The sequence below is a fragment of the Phocaeicola faecalis genome, from assembly GCF_021730445.1.
GTDB lineage: Bacteria > Bacteroidota > Bacteroidia > Bacteroidales > Bacteroidaceae > Phocaeicola > Phocaeicola faecalis.
This window is the reverse complement of the sequence record NZ_JADNRM010000013.1, coordinates 73,545-88,532: the sequence shown is the minus strand read 5'-3', so window position 1 is coordinate 88,532 and position 14,988 is coordinate 73,545. Positions and strand designations below refer to the sequence as shown.

Sequence of the window (14,988 nt, the reverse complement as noted above, 5' to 3'; positions counted from 1 at the left end):
GATTAATAGTTTTTCATATTCGAATGGACAAAGATACAGATTTTTAAGAAGAGAAGAACATTTCCATAAAAAAGTTCTATCTTTGCAAGATGAATAGTCCCGGATTATCATCGGGAAAAAGACTTTTATAAACTTAACTTATGTAATTATGAAAAGAAATAAAACATTGGTTGTTTGTGCCATGCTGGGTGGAAGCATCATGTTTTCATCATGCATCGGTTCTTTTGGATTATGGAATAATCTGAAGGATTGGAACCAAGGAGTCAGCAACAAGTTTGTAAACGAACTTATTTTCGTTGCTTTCCACATTGTGCCCGTTTACGAAATCGCTTACCTGGCGGACGTTTTGGTACTCAACTCCATCGAGTTCTGGAGTGGTTCCAACCCTACGGCTTCTATTGGTGAAGTGAAAGAAGTAAAAGGCGAAAACGGTGAATATTTGGTGAAGACAAACACAGATGGTTACACCATCACTAAAAAGGGAGAAGAAAAATCTGTTGATTTGGTTTACAACAAGGACAACAATACCTGGAATGCTGTAGCCGACGGACAAAGCTTCGAACTGGTAAAAATGAACGAAGACGGAACTGCAACTGTCAGTATGCAAAACGGTACCTCAATGACTGTCACTCCCGATGCTCAGGGTGTAGCAACTGTAAGAGTAGCAGCCGGAAGTTCTGTATTCTTTGCTGCCCGCTAATACAACTTTTTTTATAGTAAGAAGGGGTTGTGTCAAAACGTGGATAATGCTGTCGTTTCGTTCGTAGGGGCGAGGTTCGCTCGCCCGAAAACAGTTTACTTTGTGTCTTCGGGCAGGCAAACCCTGCCCCTACAGCTGACGATGGGATAGGCCGGTTTAGTTTTGACACACTTCTTTTTCTTTTTAGTTACCCCAAATACCATGAAAAAGCAAATTATCTTAAGTGCTGTGCTCCTGTTATTACTAGGTTCCTGTGCACAACCAAGTCAAACCAACGATTCAAAAGCCATTGACATCGCCGGCAGTATTGAACAGCTCACCGAATTAAAGGTGTCTCAATTAGGAAAAAACATCCGTTACGTACCGCTGGAAACGACTGATTCTTCTTTAATAGGAAACTCATACTCCATCAAACTCCTAAAAGATAAAATCTTGGTGACAACCGGCTCTCGCTGTCTCGCATTCGACAAACAGACAGGAAAATATTTGTGCAGTATAGGACACAGAGGAAATGACCCGGAAGGATACAGCAATGCAATGTACTACGTCCATCCCCAAACCGGAACTCTTTACTTTCATCGCCAACCAAATAAATTGCTCAAATACAGTCAAGAAGGCACATTCCTGGGAGAAGTCACACTGCCCAAGAACCTGGCACAAGGATTTTGCGCCACTTTTACCGATTCGCTTATTATCGGCCATTATGGGGAAGCCATTGGAATTCCCTCTTCCAACAATAAGTTGGTATGGTTTAACGAAAAAGGGGAAGCAAAAGACTCTATAAACAACAGCAACCCTTATGTTGAGCAAACTATCACTCCCAATGATATTGCATCCATCTCAGTTCTTCATGGAAAAACAGGGAAAAAAGCCTTCGGAATGTTAGGCTACAATGGGGTGATTATTTTAGAATCTAAAAATGGAAAGAAATACTATATGCCGGTAAATTACCCCACCGTATGGAATAGCGGAAATGATATCCATTTCAGAGAAGCATTGAAAGACACCATCTTTACGATAAAAGGGAATGAAATGCAACCCTATCTCACATTTAATATAGGCAAATGGACTTTGCCGACTGATAAGATTGGAGACAAAGAAGGTACGGAAGAATATATTACCGTTTCATATGTCATGGAGACTCCGCAAAATATCTTATTCCAATGCATACAAGGAATATATAGTCGGAACATACCTTTCACCGGAATCTATGATAAGACAACCGGAAAGACTTATATGAATAAAAACGAAGCCGGATTAACTGATGACTTGAGCCGGTTTATGCCTTTCTTTCCAGAAACACACTCGGAACAAGGAGAATACGCCTCTTTACAGGAAGTTGGAGATATCCAGAAATGGCTGGATGAACATCCTGAAACTGCCCAAGAAGGGAAACTGAGTTTTTTGAAGGATATAAATGAAGATTCCAATCCGGTTTGCATCATTGTAGAACCATAAATAAAATATAATAAGGCTGCCTATAAGTATCACTACTTCGGCAGCCTTTCTTTCTTCATCTCTATGAAGATTACAGTATGCTAAATTTTAATCACGTCCTCCACCTAATGCCTGATAGAGGTTTATCATACCTTGCATCTCTGTAAAGCGATTCGCCACTTGGCTCAATTGCGCACTGAGCAATGTTTGCTGAGCCGTCAATACTTCCAGATAAGTAGTATTCCCATGTTTCATCAACAGAGAAGTGCTCTCAAGAGCTTTATTCAGCGATATAATTTGTCTATCATAATAAGCCGACTTCTCCTGCGCTGTCTGATACTTCACCAATGCCTCATTGACTTCACTTCCCGCATTCAACAAAGCCTGTTGAAAACTTAACTTTGCTTCTTCCTGTTGGGCTCGGGCTATCTTCAGCTGTGCAATATTCGCACCTTTATTAAATAATGGTTGCGTCAATGAGCCAATAGCTGTTGCTATAAATTTGCCCGGATTAACAATCATACTTCCAGCAGAGTTTGTCCATCCGGCACTTCCACTCAACACAATAGAAGGATAGAATGCAGACCGTGCCTGATTAGTAGCATAGAAAGCCGCCTCCAGCGAACGTTCCGCACTACGTACATCGGGGCGGTTGGCAAGCATCTGTACAGGAATACCTACTGATAGGTTCTTCGGTAAACCCTTGGGACTATTCCATGTATCCGCCCCAACGAGTAAACCGCGCTGAATAGCATGAGGAGCTTCTGCCAATAACAGCGAAAGACTGTTTTCTACCTGATTAATCTGTTCTTTCAAGTCGAGAACAGAAGTGCATATAGTATAGTATGTAGCTTCCATTTGTGAAACGGCCGCCTCATTCGCCAGTCCCGCCTCCATCAAGGCACGGGTAGCATCTACGGTTTCTTTCCATGACTGTTCTGTCCGGATAGAGATTTCCAGTTGGTTGTCCAGCATCAGCAAAGTATAGTAAGTATTGGCTATACCGGCTATCAGCTGGGTCTGGACAGCCTGCTTGTAGTCACGACTCTGTTCGAGCAACGCCTTTGCCTGACGTTTCGCATTACGGATACGCCCGAAGATATCTATTTCCCAACTTGCCGTAACCGGTAAAGTATAGGTTTGCACAGCCTTTCCTTTATCAAAACTGCTAGCTGTTCCCTGTGGTGACAAAGCGAAAGAAGGCAGATAGGCCAATTTAGCTGAAAGCATGGTAGCTTCCGCCTCCTTCACACACCATTGTGCCGACTGCAAATCCGTATTGTTCTGCAATCCCTGCTCTATCAGCCCCTGAAGCTGCGGATCGGTAAAGACCTCCCTCCAGCTCAGATTGCCGATATTATCCAACGTATCAACAACCACAACCTCTTCCCCATACAAATTATCGGGCACCTCGGTTGCAGGTTTATAGTTGGTATATATGCCGCAGCTACTCAGTGTGAGGGCTGCGACAGTTGATATAATGATTTGTTTTTTCATTCTTATACTATTTAATTATGCACACATCCGGGCGGTGTCAAAGCTAAAACAACCTATCATATTGTCATTCTGAGCATCACCCTACGATGTTAATGCTTTCCTTTTTCTTCAATGTGGTGCTGTCTTTCTTCTCTTGCTTCTATACATTCTTCCTGAATCTGCCAATCGGACGCCGGCTGAAACTGAATAGGACGTACCTTTTCCTGCAAATATTGGAATACGATAAACAAAGAAGGTACAATAAACAGTAACGCCAGCGTACCAATCACCATACCGCCCACAGTACCTGTACCCAGTGAACTGTTACCATTAGCACCTACCCCACTGGCAACCATCAACGGGAACAAACCGAAAATCATGGTCAAAGCAGTCATCAAAATAGGACGCAAACGAGCCTTGGCGGCAGAAAGTGCGGCAGAAGTCAGACTCATACCTGCCTTGCGGCGCTCAGTAGCATACTCGGTCAGCAAGATGGCAGTCTTGGCAAGCAAACCAATCAACATAATCAAACCGGTCTGCAAATAAATATTGTTTTCCAGCCCCATCATCTTCGCAAACAGGAAGCTACCCATCAAACCGAACGGCACGGAAAGCAATACGGCAAACGGAATAAGGAAACTTTCATAAAGCGCACTCAAGATGAGATAGATCATCAGGAAGCAAATACCAAAGATGATAATAGTCGTGCCTCCCTGGTCGGTCTCTTCACGAGTAATACCACCGAAATCATATCCGAAACCTTTCGGAAGTGCTTGTACGGCAGTCTCCTGAACAGCATGGATAGCATCACCGGTACTATACCCTTCAGCAGGCATCGCGTTCACAGCAATGGAGTTGAACATATTGAAACGGCTCAATGATTCTGCGCCATAACTGCGGGTCAATGTCACAAACTGGCCGAGGGGAGCCATCTCGCCATTCGACATACGCACAAAGATATTGTTCAACGAGCTTTCGTCCACACGATATTTAGGATCAGCCTGAATCATTACCTTATATACTTTAGAGAAACGGTTGAAGTTGGAAACATACTGTCCGCCATAGTAGCCCGACAACGTACTTAACACCGCATCCGGAGTGATGCCGGCGCGTTTACATTTAGACGCGTCCACCTCCACCGTCCATTGCGGATAACGGATATCAAAGGTAGAATAGGCCATCGCAATTTCGGGACGCTGGTTCAAAACGCCCAGATATTGCTGGGTAGTATTGAAGAAAGTCCCCACATCACCACCTTGTTTATCCTGCATGTGGAGTTCCAACGCATTACCCATACCATAGCCCGGAATCATACCCGGAGAGATGGCAAACACACTGGCATCCTTGATGTCTGCGGTACGGCCATATACCTGCCCGATTACCGCCTGTACATCATTCTCTTTTCCTTCACGCTCATCCCAAGGTTTCAGCTTCAGGATCAGCATACCGAAAGAGTTACCCTGACCTGCCAGCAAACCATAACCGGCCACACGCTGCACATGCAATACCTGCGGAATATCCATCATACGCTTTTCGATACGCATCATTACGTCATTGGTCGTTTTCAATGAACTACCTGCCGCCGTACTGACATTGACAAACACAACCCCCTGGTCTTCATCGGGCACCAAACTGGTTTTGGTGGTATTCATCAAGAACGCCAACAATACTACCGAAGCCGTGAGAAGTGTCCATACCATCCATTTGCGTTTGATAAAGAACAACACCCCTTTCTTATATCTTTCAATCATCACATCAAAAGCCGCATTGAACGCTTTACGGAAACGTGCCGCAAAGTTGTTGTTCACCGTACCGTCTGCATTGATATACGGTTTCAGGAACAAAGCGCACAGTGCCGGACTCAGCGTCAACGCATTGACGGCAGATATACCTACAGCAACCGCCATTGTCAAACCAAACTGTGTATAGAAAGTACCGGAAGTTCCGCTCATGAACGAAACCGGAATAAACACCGCCATAAATACCAATGAAGAAGAGATAACCGCATTACTGATACCCTTCATGGCATCGATACTGGCCATATAAGAAGAGCGGTAGCCCACATCAAAACGTGCCTGCACCGCCTCGACGACGACTATGGCATCATCTACCACCGTACCGATTACCAATACCAAAGCAAACAGGGTAATCAGGTTGATACTGAATCCGGCTATCGACATAAAGGCGAAGGTACCAATCAAAGATACAATGATACCTACCAACGGAATAACGGTAGAACGGATATCCTGCAAGAATACATACACAATCAAGATGACCAAGAAGATAGCCTCAAACAAAGTCTTCACCACCTCATGAATAGATGCATAAAGGAAATCGTTGGAACTCATCACTTTGGTCAGCTCCACCCCTTTCGGCAAATCCTTGGCAGCTTCTTCCAGCAAAGCATCAATGTTATTGTTCACTTCCGTAGCATTAGAGCCGGCCGTCTGGAAAATCATACAAGAGATACCGGGGTGTCCGTCCATCGCACCATGATAGGCATAACTTTCTTCACCCATCTCAATATCGGCAATCTCTTTCAGTTTCAGCACCTCACCATCATCTGAAGACCGAATCACAATTTCACCGAATTCTTCCGGAGTAATCAAACGGCCTTTATACTTCATGGTATATTGGTAAGTCTCATCAGAGTTCTCACCGAATGAACCGGTAGCCGATTCTATATTCTGCTCTGCCAACACCTGAGTAACATCCGATGGAATCAGTTTATACTGAGCCATCACGTCAGGCTTCATCCAGATACGCATACTATAGTCTCCACCCATAATCATCATATCACCTACTCCCTGAATACGGAGAATAGAAGGTTTCAGGTTGATACTGATATAGTTGGAAAGGAATTTCTCATCATACGAATCATCCGGACTATAGAGTGAGAACATCTGCAAGATACTGGTCTGACGCTTTGAAGTGGTCACGCCCACCTGGGTTACTTCGGCAGGGAGCTGCCCGGTAGCCTTGGATACGCGGTTCTGCACATTGACCGCCGCCATATCGGGGTCTGTCCCCTGTTTGAAATACACAGTAATGTCTACCGTACCGGCATTGGTAGCGGTGGAAGTCATATAAGTCATGTTTTCCACACCATTAATCGCTTCTTCCAACGGAGCGATCACACTCTTTTGAAGCGTTTCCGCACTAGCGCCGAAATAAGAGGTGTTTACCTGGATGGTAGGCGGAGCAATATCCGGATATTGCTCGACGGGCAAAGTGAACAGCCCGATGATGCCCACTACGACTATCGAAATAGAGATAACTGCCGATAGGATGGGGCGTTCTATAAAGGTTCTTAAATTCATTTTCTTTCTTAGTTTTGTTTTACTTTAATCGGAGTACCTTCACGCAGCAAACCTACGCCTTCGGCAACAATGATATCTCCTTCTTTCAAACCATCGTTCACGATATATTCCTGACCGCCGTTGACACGGGTCACGCTGACGGGAGCCGATTGCGCCTTGCCATCTACTACCTTATATACGTATGTAATATCTTGAATTTCGAAAGCGGTTGCTTGAGGGATAACCAGACTTCCTTTCATAGTAACCGGAAGAACCACATTTCCCGATGTTCCGCTATACAGCAAACCATTCTTGTTCGGGAATACGGCACGAAGGCTGGCAGTACCGGTATTCCGGTCAACCACTCCACTGATTGTTTCAATACGTCCTTTCTCACCATACATGGACTTGTCATTCAATTGCAATTCCACTTCCGGCATATTCTTCAATGCCTCAGCCTTAGAACCATATTGGCGGGTCAAAGCCAACAATTGGTTTTCAGTCATCGAGAAGTACACATACATATCCGAATTATCGGAAACCGTGGTCAACGGTTGCGGCAGGCTGGCACTAACCAATGCGCCTACGCGGTAAGGCAAAGTACCGATCACCCCATCCGAGGGACTTTTCACTTCCGTATAAGACAGATTATTGCGGGCGCTTACTTCCTGAGCTTTAGCCTGAGCCAACTGGGCCTTGGCGGTGAGCCAGGAGTTTTCGGCCGTCTTCAGGTCAAATTCAGAAACTACTTTTTTGGCAAACAGTTCTTTCTTGCTGTCGTATGTCAACTGTGCAGTAGCCAGTCCGGCTTTTGCCGATTCCACATTGGCCACAGCCGTCTCCAAAGCTGCCTTATAGGGCACTTGGTCAATAATAAACAATACTTGTCCTTTGCGCACAGCCTGTCCTTCCTCTACACAAAGTTTAGTGAGGAAACCGGAAACCTGCGGATAAATATCAATATCCTGACGTCCGCGGATAGTCGCCGAATAAGTAGTAGATAAAACCTTATCCGAAGGCGATACCTTCAATACGGCATATTCCGCCTCCATCTGTGCAGCAGGCACCTGCTTACACGATGCCGCCAAAGCAGCACAACCAACTAATACCATTAGTCGCATCCATTTTCTGTTCATTGTTATCATATTCCAATCTTTTAAATTCGGATGCAAAGGTAGATGGAATTTCACAAGTCGGCGCATTCAATTATTAGCCGCCATTGTTCAATTTCGGAATATAAACCTCATTATTACAAATAAAACAGTTATTTTTGTGTCAAAATAAGAATAGATATGAAAAATCTGAATTTACCTAAAAGCGAACCATTTATAACCGGAATAGATGAAAAGATGGATATGTGCTCCAATCAGATTTTGAAGTTGGGAGATGCATCTATTTTCCATTGCCGTAGTGGAAGAGCACATATAGAAATTGATTTGCAAGCTTACGAGATGACAGAAAACACCCAACTCCTGCTTCTGCCCGGCAGCATTTTCAATTGTACTTATGCCAGTGAAGACTTCACTGTATCCTATATTATTTTCTCCGATACACTATTCAGAGAAATCACCTCACGCCTGGACCCTTCCTTCTTCCACTTTTTAAAGGAACATCCATGCATTGTTATTCCTGAAGAACGAGTCAAGCCATTTATCGGACTAAGTTTGGCGATGAAAGACCTCTATAACGACCGGGATAACAGTTTCCGCATTCAGATATTCAAGAACTTCGTCCAAAACTTCCTATTGGATTTCTATGACAAGACACAGCATTTGTTCTTGCAGAGAAAAGTGGAAAATATCAGCCGAAAAGAAGAAATATTCAAACGCTTCATCCAGCTGATTCATAAGCACTGCACCTCCCAACGAGAGGTTTCCTTTTATGCAACCGAACTGTTCATTACTCCTCGCTACCTTTCCACAATAGTACAGGTAGTGACCGGTCAAACAGCCAAAAGCATCATAGACCAACACGTGATACTCGAAATAAAAGCATTGCTGCAATCCACCAATCTCAGCATACAGGAAATTTCTAATCGGCTTCATTTTCCCGACCAGTCCTTCTTTGGCCGGTACTTCAAAAAGCATACAGGGATGTCGCCACTGCAATACAGAAGTAACTTCGAGTAAGGAGAAAGTACTACTTGATTAAAACGTTTCATGTATAGAATAAGGCAGAAATAATGATTTGAGCTGTTTGCATAGTCGAGAAAAATAACCATCTTTGTGATATCTAAATAAAAGGCCGTTGAGTATGACTATATCTGTATATAAAACCTTTTCATTGTCAATGATTTACACGGGATTCAAACGTGTAGGCAGTTGGTGGAACTATAAGAATGTAATCAGTCCCTTTTATCGGCTCTATTATATAGAAAAAGGATGTGGAAAAGTGTATATCAACAATGTTAGCTATGAGCTAACCCCAGAAACTTTATTCCTAATTCCCAAGTTTACTTTCCATAGCTATGAATGCAGTGACTCCATGGACCACTATTACATTTGCTTCTTCGATGATTTGGCGGGAAATGCCGGAATACCAAACCCTTCGAAGATGAATCTGAAGGTTGCCGCCCATACTACCGACCGAGACTTGGTGAAACGTTATTTAAAACTGAACCCTTGTAAAGCCTTGTCGGTGGTAGACCCTCAGCACTATGGTAATGACAAGGCTATCTACGAAGCGTGCGAGGGAAATCCGTCTTTCCGTATGGGTTCGATTATAGAAAGCGACGGCATTCTCTTGCAGTTGCTTTCCCGGTTTGTGAGCGATGAAAGCCTGAAGCAACCGTCGGCGAACGATTCTTATGGGAAATTCGAATTAGTAATCGGCTACGTGAGCAAGAATCTGGACAAGCGCATTTCCGTGAATGATTTAGCGGAATTAATGTGTCTTACTCCCGACCATTTTTCAAAAGTTTTCAAGAAAATTATAGGGATGTCTCCTTGCGAATACATTCAGGTAAAGCGCATAGAGCGTGCCCAAGCTTTGCTGCTGACAACCGATTTGACCATCATGCAGATTGCTGAGAAGGTGGGAATTCTCAGCCCGGCGCAATTCACCCGCCTCTTTGCAAAAATAGCCCAGTACTCGCCCAAGGAATATCGGGCGAAGCAACTGAGCATATAAATCCGTCTACATGGGCCGTCTTAAATCCCCAGCCGTGTACGCAGTTCTTTCAGAATGCGAATGTCTTCTGCCCGTATGCGGCCTTCCCTGTCGGGCGGGCAGTTCAGTATCAGGATATTATCGTTTTTAGTGCATTGCTTGTAAAGCCTTTCAAGTTCGTCAATGGACTTAAACTTCTTATCGTTGGTGTTGTAAAACCAACGTTCGCTGATGCATACAGTCGACTCCCAAGGCATATAGTAATCTTTGCCGTCATGGGTGAATATCTTAGGGTCGTTATCGGTTGGCAAATAAGGATCGCCCAAACGAAAGTCGCTAGGGAAGTAGCGGATGGGATAGCCCACCTTTTGGTTTTCGGGCAAGACCGGATGCGCATCCACGTTTTCAGGCGAACCGATACTCCAGTTAATACCGATTTGGCATTCGGGCTCTTTAGATTTGATGGTTTGGTAGATGTCCATAACCGGCCAGCGGTAGTTCTGCTTTTCCCAACCGCCGTCAAACCAAAATTCCACAATGTTTGTGTGTTTCTGAGCAATGGTTATCAGTTCTTTCAACTGCTTAATCATGTATTCATTGTAGGCAGCATCCTGAGTTTGGTCTTTCACGTCACCGTTGACTTTTCTGTCCCATAGCGAGTAGTAAAGTCCGAGGCCTATGTCATATTTCTTGCAAGCTTTAGCCACTGCTTCCACCACATTAGTCTTGTTGCCCGAGCTAGCCACGTCATATTCCGTGTATTTGCTGTCCCAAAGGCAGAACCCGTCATGGTGTTTGGCTATCAGTATGACATATTTCATGCCAGCATCTTTGGCTGTCTTTATCCATTGCTCCGCATCAACCCTGGTCGGACAATATGAAGAGGCGGGCTTGGAACCGTCAGTCCATTCCTCGTCGTGAAAGGTATTAATTCCAAAATGAATGAACATTCCGTACTTTCGAGCTATCTGTTTCTGTTGCTCTTTGCAGGGGACGGTGGAGGGAGAGGGCAATATCAGTTTTTGCCCGTAAGCGCCTTGAAGAGTCAGGGCGGCAAGGAAAAGGATAAATAATAGTTTTTTCATGTGTATAATAGAATTGTTGATTTTCTGCAAAAGTAGAAAAGATTCGTGGACGAGAATTGACAAAAACCGTTCCTCTTTTGATAAGAAAAGAGAAATAAAAAGGCCGCCTTCAATGAAGAAAGCAGCCTTTTCTTATTTATATAGGATGAAATTATTATTCAGCCAATTTATTGTCTGAACCCAGCACGTTGATAATTTTGTGCTTGTACAGTTTTTCCATGTTGTCACGAGCCGGACCTAAGTACTTACGCGGGTCGAATTCAGCCGGTTTTTCAGCAAATGTCTGACGGATAGCGGCAGTCATAGCCAAACGAGAGTCTGAGTCGATGTTGATTTTACAAACAGCAGACTTAGCAGCCTTGCGCAACCATTCTTCAGGAATACCGATAGCTGCCTTCAAAGCACCACCAAATTTGTTGATTGTTTCAACTTCTTCCTGAGGAACTGATGAAGATCCGTGAAGAACGATAGGGAATCCCGGAAGTTTTTCCATTACAGCATCCAATACTCCAAATGCCAAGGGAGGAGGAACCATGTGACCTGTTGCAGGATCAATAGTACACTGTTCGGGAGTAAATTTATAAGCACCGTGAGAAGTACCGATAGAAATAGCCAATGAATCGCAACCTGTACGAGTAGCGAAGTCGATTACTTCTTCAGGGTCAGTATAAGTGTGGTGGTCAGAAGAAACTTCATCTTCAACGCCGGCCAATACACCCAGTTCACCTTCTACAGTTACATCAAACTGGTGAGCATAGTCTACTACTTTCTTAGTTAAAGCAATGTTTTCTTCGTAAGGCAGGTGAGAACCATCGATCATTACAGAAGAGAAACCTGAGTCGATACAGCTCTTGCAAGTTTCGAAAGTATCTCCGTGGTCCAGGTGAAGAACGATTTCAGGATGTGCACAACCTAATTCTTTTGCATATTCTACAGCACCCTGAGCCATGTAACGCAACAGAGTAGCGTTAGCATACTGACGAGCCCCTTTTGAAACCTGCAAAATAACCGGAGATTTTGTTTCTACTGCAGCTTTGATGATAGCCTGCATCTGTTCCATATTGTTGAAGTTGAATGCAGGAATTGCATATCCACCTTTGATAGCCTTAGCAAACATATCTCTAGTGTTTACCAGACCTAAATCTTTGTAATTAACCATTGTTCTAATATTTATAATTGTTAGTGAATTAAATTCCACTGCAAAATTAAGCATAAATGTTCTAACTATGGCATTTTCGCTCTAAAATTATCTTATTAATTATGGTTTTATTAACTTATATCTATGCTAAACATCTCAAACAGATTATATTGTAATGTCGACCTTGCAATATGGGCAAACAATAAAATACAGATGAAAAACAAAAAAAATACGGCCGAAGTTTTTCTCTTTCAAAGAAATGACCTATCTTTGCAGTCCAAAATTGAACCATTACACATTGTTGTTACCAAAACAGTAAAATAATAACAATAAAAACATATATCAAAATGAAAAAAGGTCTTCATCCAGAAAACTATCGTCCCGTTGTATTTAAAGATATGTCAAACGGTGATATGTTCTTGTCTCGGTCAACTGTGGCAACTAAGGAAACCATCGAATTCGAAGGTGAAACTTATCCGCTGCTGAAAATTGAAATCTCCAGCACATCACACCCCTTCTACACCGGTAAGTCTAAATTGGTGGATACAGCAGGTCGTGTTGATAAGTTCATGAGCCGTTATGGTAACCGCATGAAAAAGTAATTTATAACTTCATTCAAGTTACAAAATAAACGCTGTGACTCCTCCGAGTTACAGCCTTTATTTGTGTCCACACATGTAATCCTTTCATCTTCCCCCGACAAACTTTCCACCTGCCCATTCATACACCACCGGCTCTTTCTTTATATAAGCAGCCAGTTTTTCTCTTTCTGATTTTGCCAGATAATCGGGAGTGGTATAGGTAAAACTCAAGGTGGTATTCTCCGGTGAGAGCGTAACTTTCAAAAGTTCCATGTCGGCTTTTTCACGCAACAAAGGAAAATCTCCATTCAAAGAATCAACTGGAAGATAAAACGCTTCAACGGGCGGCAACTGCACATAATCCTGTTTGGGAAGTTCTTGCCACTGAGTAGAGAAGAAGCGTATCTCACTATCGCAAGCGGATGCACACACAGTATTCACCATACACACGATTTTCACCGAATCATTCAACGGAAGCAATTTCATCTCCAGCGTGCTTCTTGAAGTCGTTTGCAGTTGCAGATAGTCATCTGTCAGTTTCTTCAGCTCCGCCGTCTTTCCGAAACGGTTTTTCACTTCCGCTTTCATGTTACTGGCAAGAAAGTCAATGCAATCTTCCCGGTTCACCTTCGTGAGCAATGGTGCAATAGAATCTGGCATCGAGACAAATAATGTCTTCATATCTTGCGCCTGCACGCCAACCACACTTGCTATACCAATCAATATACTTATCAGCTTTTTCATATTATCATCTTTCATTAAGTGTTCAAAGATACATATTTTCTCTCCCATTTGTCAACCGTATAAGATTTTTTTCTACTTTTGTGCAATTGATAACCAACTAAGCATGAAAGATACTATGTATTTACACCCGGAAATGGAGACGCTGACACGTCCCGAGATTGAGAAACTACAGTTGGAACGTTTGCAAAAGACCGTCCGCCACTGCATGAATTCTCCTTTTTACAAGAAACGCTTTGAAGAGAACCATCTGAAACCCGAAGATATCCGCTCACTAGATGACTTACGCAAGATTCCCTTTACAACCAAACAAGACCTGCGCGATACTTATCCTTTCGGAATGGCTGCCGTTCCTTTGGAAAAAGCAGTCCGCCTGCACTCGTCCAGTGGCACAACCGGTAACCCGACCGTGATTCTTCACACACAGAAAGACCTTGACGAATGGGCCAACGCCGTTGCACGCTGCCTCTACATGGTAGGCTTACGCCCCGGTGATATCTTCCAAAACTCCTCCGGCTATGGAATGTTTACCGGCGGACTTGGATTTCAATACGGAGCGGAACGTATGGGGATGCTTACCGTTCCTGCTGCTGCCGGCAATACCAAAAGACAATTAAAGTTCATTACTGACTTCGGAACCACCGCATTGCATGCCATTCCCAGCTATGCAGCCCGCCTGTACGAGGTGATGGAAGAAATGGGCATCGATCCGCGTCGGGATACCAAACTCAAGACATTAATTATCGGGGCAGAACCTCACTCTGAAGAACAACGCCGCCGCATCGAAAAGATGTTGGGAGTCAAAGCATATAACTCCTTCGGAATGTCCGAAATGTGCGGCCCCGGCGTAGCCTTTGAGTGTCAGGAACAAAACGGCCTGCACATTTGGGAAGACTATTATATCGTTGAAATCATTAACCCCGATACGCTGGAACCCGTGCCCGATGGTGAAGTAGGAGAACTGGTGTTGACCACCATCAACCGCGAAGCCATGCCGATGTTGAGATACCGTACTCGCGACCTCACTCGCATTCTTCCGGGAGAATGTCCGTGCGGACGCCATCATAAACGTCTGGACAGAATGAAAGGCCGCAGTGATGACATGATTATCCTGAAAGGGGTTAATATCTTCCCGATACAAATCGAAACAGTATTGTTGCAATTTAAGGAGCTGGGCAGCGACTATCTGATTACACTCGAAACAATGGAATCAAACGATGAAATGACTATCGAAGTGGAACTCAGCCAGTTGTTTACCGACGACTATGGCCGTTTGCAAGCCCTTACCCGCGAGATTACACGCCAGTTGAAAGATGAAATTCTGGTTACTCCGCGAGTAAAACTTGTCCCGAAAGGCTCTTTGCCCAAATCGGAAGGCAAGGCAGTGAGAGTAAAAGACTTACGTAAAACTTTTTAAAAAGAT

Annotated in this window: 12 protein-coding genes; 6 read left to right on the top strand and 6 right to left on the bottom strand. The window is 43.8% G+C overall.

Translation table 11 applies throughout. The features are described from left to right. Nucleotides 1–148: 148 nt before the first annotated feature. Together IR173_RS12610 and IR173_RS12605 are read left to right on the top strand one after the other, a co-directional pair. A complete protein-coding gene (locus IR173_RS12610) occupies nt 149–700 on the top strand; it encodes a DUF3332 domain-containing protein (protein WP_237039954.1) in 552 nt (183 codons plus the stop codon). Nucleotides 701–901: 201 nt separating this feature from the next. Continuing rightward, nucleotides 902–2,158, top strand: coding sequence for a DUF4934 domain-containing protein (locus IR173_RS12605; RefSeq protein ID WP_237039953.1), 1,257 nt, complete (start codon nt 902–904; stop codon nt 2,156–2,158). An 87-nt stretch (nt 2,159–2,245) separates the two neighbouring features. Here the strand turns inward: IR173_RS12605 and IR173_RS12600 are convergent, their stop codons facing one another. From IR173_RS12600 to IR173_RS12590, 3 genes are all read right to left on the bottom strand, one after another. Continuing rightward, a complete protein-coding gene (locus IR173_RS12600) occupies nt 2,246–3,634 on the bottom strand; it encodes a TolC family protein (protein WP_237039952.1) in 1,389 nt (462 codons plus the stop codon). An 89-nt stretch (nt 3,635–3,723) separates the two neighbouring features. Next, nucleotides 3,724–6,933 (bottom strand): efflux RND transporter permease subunit, encoded by a 3,210-nt coding sequence (locus IR173_RS12595; protein WP_237039951.1) that lies wholly within the window; start codon nt 6,931–6,933, stop codon nt 3,724–3,726. Between the two features lie 8 nt (nt 6,934–6,941). Continuing rightward, nucleotides 6,942–8,057: an efflux RND transporter periplasmic adaptor subunit gene (locus IR173_RS12590; RefSeq protein WP_237039950.1), complete on the bottom strand. Its 1,116-nt coding sequence runs from the start codon at nt 8,055–8,057 to the stop codon at nt 6,942–6,944. A gap of 147 nt (nt 8,058–8,204) precedes the next feature. On the opposite strand from IR173_RS12590, the gene IR173_RS12585 reads away from it, so the two are divergent. Together IR173_RS12585 and IR173_RS12580 are read left to right on the top strand one after the other, a co-directional pair. Next, complete coding sequence (locus tag IR173_RS12585; protein WP_237039949.1) at nt 8,205–9,041, top strand: helix-turn-helix domain-containing protein; 837 nt, start codon at nt 8,205–8,207, stop codon at nt 9,039–9,041. 124 nt (nt 9,042–9,165) lie between these two features. Beyond that, nucleotides 9,166–10,041, top strand: a complete 876-nt coding sequence (locus IR173_RS12580; RefSeq protein WP_237039948.1) for an AraC family transcriptional regulator — start codon at nt 9,166–9,168, stop codon at nt 10,039–10,041. A gap of 20 nt (nt 10,042–10,061) precedes the next feature. Here the strand turns inward: IR173_RS12580 and IR173_RS12575 are convergent, their stop codons facing one another. After that, on the bottom strand, nt 10,062–11,105 hold the full coding sequence (locus IR173_RS12575; RefSeq protein ID WP_237039947.1) for an alpha-L-fucosidase: 1,044 nt from the start codon (nt 11,103–11,105) through the stop codon (nt 10,062–10,064). A 154-nt stretch (nt 11,106–11,259) separates the two neighbouring features. Then, nucleotides 11,260–12,264, bottom strand: coding sequence for a class II fructose-bisphosphate aldolase (locus IR173_RS12570; RefSeq protein ID WP_237039946.1), 1,005 nt, complete (start codon nt 12,262–12,264; stop codon nt 11,260–11,262). Nucleotides 12,265–12,590: 326 nt separating this feature from the next. Between IR173_RS12570 and IR173_RS12565 the strand changes: the two genes are divergently transcribed. Further along, nucleotides 12,591–12,845, top strand: a complete 255-nt coding sequence (locus IR173_RS12565) for a type B 50S ribosomal protein L31 (RefSeq protein WP_005943009.1) — start codon at nt 12,591–12,593, stop codon at nt 12,843–12,845. An 84-nt stretch (nt 12,846–12,929) separates the two neighbouring features. Here the strand turns inward: IR173_RS12565 and IR173_RS12560 are convergent, their stop codons facing one another. After that, nucleotides 12,930–13,568, bottom strand: coding sequence for a DUF3256 family protein (locus IR173_RS12560; RefSeq protein ID WP_237039945.1), 639 nt, complete (start codon nt 13,566–13,568; stop codon nt 12,930–12,932). Nucleotides 13,569–13,683: 115 nt separating this feature from the next. Here IR173_RS12560 and IR173_RS12555 point away from each other — a divergent pair, with 115 nt between their 5' ends. Further along, nucleotides 13,684–14,982, top strand: coding sequence for a phenylacetate--CoA ligase family protein (locus tag IR173_RS12555; protein ID WP_237039979.1), 1,299 nt, complete (start codon nt 13,684–13,686; stop codon nt 14,980–14,982). Nucleotides 14,983–14,988 lie beyond the last annotated feature (6 nt).

Bases quoted from the DNA above. Each gene is read 5' to 3' on its own strand.
- IR173_RS12590 (WP_237039950.1), bottom strand. From the start codon at position 8,057: ATGATAACAATGAACAGAAAATGGATGCGACTAATGGTATTAGTTGGT.
- IR173_RS12605 (WP_237039953.1), top strand. From the start codon at position 902: ATGAAAAAGCAAATTATCTTAAGTGCTGTGCTCCTGTTATTACTAGGT.
- IR173_RS12555 (WP_237039979.1), top strand. From the start codon at position 13,684: ATGTATTTACACCCGGAAATGGAGACGCTGACACGTCCCGAGATTGAG.
- IR173_RS12580 (WP_237039948.1), top strand. From the start codon at position 9,166: ATGACTATATCTGTATATAAAACCTTTTCATTGTCAATGATTTACACG.
- IR173_RS12595 (WP_237039951.1), bottom strand. From the start codon at position 6,933: ATGAATTTAAGAACCTTTATAGAACGCCCCATCCTATCGGCAGTTATC.
- IR173_RS12585 (WP_237039949.1), top strand. From the start codon at position 8,205: ATGAAAAATCTGAATTTACCTAAAAGCGAACCATTTATAACCGGAATA.
- IR173_RS12600 (WP_237039952.1), bottom strand. From the start codon at position 3,634: ATGAAAAAACAAATCATTATATCAACTGTCGCAGCCCTCACACTGAGT.
- IR173_RS12575 (WP_237039947.1), bottom strand. From the start codon at position 11,105: ATGAAAAAACTATTATTTATCCTTTTCCTTGCCGCCCTGACTCTTCAA.
- IR173_RS12560 (WP_237039945.1), bottom strand. From the start codon at position 13,568: ATGAAAAAGCTGATAAGTATATTGATTGGTATAGCAAGTGTGGTTGGC.
- IR173_RS12570 (WP_237039946.1), bottom strand. From the start codon at position 12,264: ATGGTTAATTACAAAGATTTAGGTCTGGTAAACACTAGAGATATGTTT.
- IR173_RS12565 (WP_005943009.1), top strand. From the start codon at position 12,591: ATGAAAAAAGGTCTTCATCCAGAAAACTATCGTCCCGTTGTATTTAAA.
- IR173_RS12610 (WP_237039954.1), top strand. From the start codon at position 149: ATGAAAAGAAATAAAACATTGGTTGTTTGTGCCATGCTGGGTGGAAGC.